At 75.1% G+C, this 2,901-nt stretch carries 2 protein-coding genes; one reads left to right on the top strand and one right to left on the bottom strand.

The genetic code is table 11. The annotated features are described in order from the left end of the window. Nucleotides 1-43: 43 nt before the first annotated feature. Complete coding sequence (locus HCN56_RS24835; RefSeq protein WP_167974799.1) at nucleotides 44-814, bottom strand: response regulator transcription factor; 771 nt, start codon at nucleotides 812-814, stop codon at nucleotides 44-46. A gap of 223 nt (nucleotides 815-1,037) precedes the next feature. Here HCN56_RS24835 and argS point away from each other — a divergent pair, with 223 nt between their 5' ends. Continuing rightward, nucleotides 1,038-2,834 (top strand): arginine--tRNA ligase, encoded by a 1,797-nt coding sequence (gene argS, locus HCN56_RS24840; RefSeq protein ID WP_167974801.1) that lies wholly within the window; start codon nucleotides 1,038-1,040, stop codon nucleotides 2,832-2,834. The last annotated feature ends 67 nt before the right edge of the window (nucleotides 2,835-2,901 follow it).

Genomic DNA, 2,901 nt, shown 5'->3' on the forward strand with positions numbered 1-2,901 from the left:
CCCGCGGCCACCGCGCCGCGGGGCGCGCGGCGCGGCGCGGGCCTCAGGCGGAGGGCGCGCCCTGCTCCCCCGCGCGCACCAGCCCCGACTCGTAGGCGGCGATCACCAGCTGGGCGCGGTCGCGGGCACCCAGCTTCCCCATGACACGGCTGACGTGGGTCTTCGCGGTCAGCGGCGACAGGTGGAGCGTCGCCGCGATCTCGGCGTTGTTCAACCCGCGCCCCACCAGGGCCAGTACCTGGGACTCCCGACCGGACAGGCCGCCCACCGCGCTCACCGCCCCGGCGCCCGTCGCCGGCGACGGCACCGCCGGCGCGCTCAGCAGCCGCGCGATGAGCCGCCCGGTCGGGCCCGGCGAGAGCAGGGCGTCCCCGGCCGCGACCGTCCGGATGCCCTCCAGCAGTTCCGCGGGCCGGGTGTCCTTCACCAGGAAACCGGAGGCCCCGGCGCGCAGGGCGTCCATCACGTGCTCGTCCGTGTCGTAGGTGGTCAGCACCAGGACGCGCACCCCGGACAGCGCCGGGTCGGCCGCGATCCGCCGGGTCGCCTCGATGCCGTCGAGGTCCGGCATCCGGACGTCCATCACCACCAGCGACGGGCGGGCGCGGCGGGCGGCCTCGACGGCCTCCCGTCCGGTCGCCGCCTCCCCCACCACCGCCATGTCGGGCGCGGAGCCGATCAGCATCGCGAAGGCGGCGCGCACCAGGGCCTGGTCGTCGGCGAGCACCACCTCGATCGGGCCGGCCGGGGGGCCGGGCGCCGCTGCGCCGCCGTGGGCGTCCGGGGCGGCGTCGGGGGTGCGGTGGCTGTCCATACCCCGAGCGTAGGCGGCCGCCGCGGCCGAGGCGTGACGGAGCCCCGCGCCGGCCCGCGGGCACACCGTGGCGCGGCGCGCCGCCGTTACCTGACATGCTTGTCGCCGTGGGCGTGCGGTACGTCGGCGGCCGGGCGGTGTCCCGGCGGTCGGGCTCCGGGCCCACACCGACAGGTCCTCCGCGCCGAGCGGCGCGGTTCCCGCACGGAGGAAGTTCGCGGACATGAGTCAGCAGGTTCGGTCACTGGCAGCAGAGGTGGAGGCCGCCGTCTCGGCGGCGATGGGCGCGGTCGTCCCGGCCGACCTGGCCGGTGAGGACCCCCTCGTCCGACGCAGCGACCACGCGGACTTCCAGTCCAACGTCGCGCTCTCCCTCGCCAAGCGCATGGGCGTCAAGCCGCGCGACCTCGCGGAGCAGCTGCGGGAGGGGCTGGCGGCACAGTCCTGGCTCGCCGAGGTGACCGTCTCGGGCCCCGGCTTCCTCAACATCCGGCTCGCGGACTCCGCGCTGGTGGACCGCCTCGCCGCGCGCGGCGCCGACGACCGGCTCGGCGTCCGGCGGACCCGGGAGTCCGAGGTCGCGGTGGTGGACTACTCGGCGCCGAACGTCGCCAAGGAGATGCACGTCGGCCACCTGCGCTCCACGCTCATCGGCGACGCGCTGGTCCGGGTGCTGGGCCACCTCGGGGCCGAGGTCGTCCGGCAGAACCACGTCGGCGACTGGGGCACCCAGTTCGGGATGCTGATCCAGTACATCACCGAGAACCCGGACCTGACCTGGCGCGACGCCGACATCGACCCGGCGGCCGAGGCCACCGGCAGCGCGGTCTCGGCGCTCGACGGGCTCTACAAGGACGCCCGGAAGGTCTTCGACGCCGACCCGGAGTTCAAGGCGCGGGCGCAGCGCCGTGTCGTGGCGCTCCAGTCCGGCGACGAGGAGACGCTGGCCGCGTGGCGCGAGATCGTCGCGGAGTCGGAGGCGGCGTTCCAGCAGGTGTACAGCCGCCTCGGTGTGCTCCTGACGCGGGACGACGTCGCCGGCGAGTCGTTCTACAACCCGCGGCTGCACGACGTGGTGGCGGAGCTGCAGGAGAAGGGCATCGTCGAGGAGTCTGAGGGCGCCCTCGGCGTCTTCTACGACGACATCCGCGGCCCCGACGACCAGCCCGTACCGCTGCTGGTGCGCAAGCGCGACGGCGGTTTCGGCTACGCGGCGACCGACCTGGCGGCGATCCGCTACCGGGTGCAGGAGCTGAAGGCGACCCGCGTGCTGTACGTGGTGGACGCCCGGCAGGCGCAGCACTTCGACATGGTCTTCCGGACGGCGCGCCGCGCGGGCTGGCTGGGCGAGGGCAGCGAGGCGGTGCACGTCCAGAACGGCACCATCAACGGCCCCGACGGCAAGCCGTTCAAGACCCGTGCGGGCGGCACGGTCCGCCTGGCCGACCTGCTGGACGACGCCCTGGCCCGGGCCCGCGAGGTGATCGCGGAGAAGGACGCCGAGAAGGGCGCCGAGCTGAGCGAGGAGCGGCTCGACGAGGTGGCGCGGGTGGCGAGCATCGGCGCGGTGAAGTACGCCGAGCTGTCGACCTCCCGGGCGAAGAACTACAACTTCGACGTCGCGCAGATGGTGTCCTTCACCGGGCAGACCGGCGTCTACCTGCAGTACACCCACACCCGCATCGCCTCGATCCTGCGGCGGGCCGAGGCGGAGCAGGCGGGCGCCGCGGCGTTCGACGCCTCGCTGCCGCTGGCACCGGCCGAGCGTGACCTGTCGCTGCTGCTCGACGAGTTCGGCGCGACGTTGGACGCGGTGGCGAAGACGCTGGAGCCGCACCGGCTGGCGGGCTACCTCTACACCCTGGCCAAGGCGTACACCGGGTTCTACGAGTCCTGCCCGGTGCTGCGGGCCGACTCCGTCGAGGTCCGCGCCAACCGGCTGGCGCTGTGCCGGCTGACCCGCGACACGCTGGCCTCCGGGCTGGGGCTGCTGGGCATCGAGGCGCCCGAGCGGATGTGACGGCGCGCCGCCCGGTGGCGGCGCGCGTGGGGCGGGTGCGACGGCGAACGAGCCGCCGCGCCCGCCC

It is taken from the genome of Streptomyces lonarensis (assembly GCF_012033735.1).
GTDB classification, from domain to species: Bacteria; Actinomycetota; Actinomycetes; order Streptomycetales; family Streptomycetaceae; genus Streptomyces; species Streptomyces lonarensis.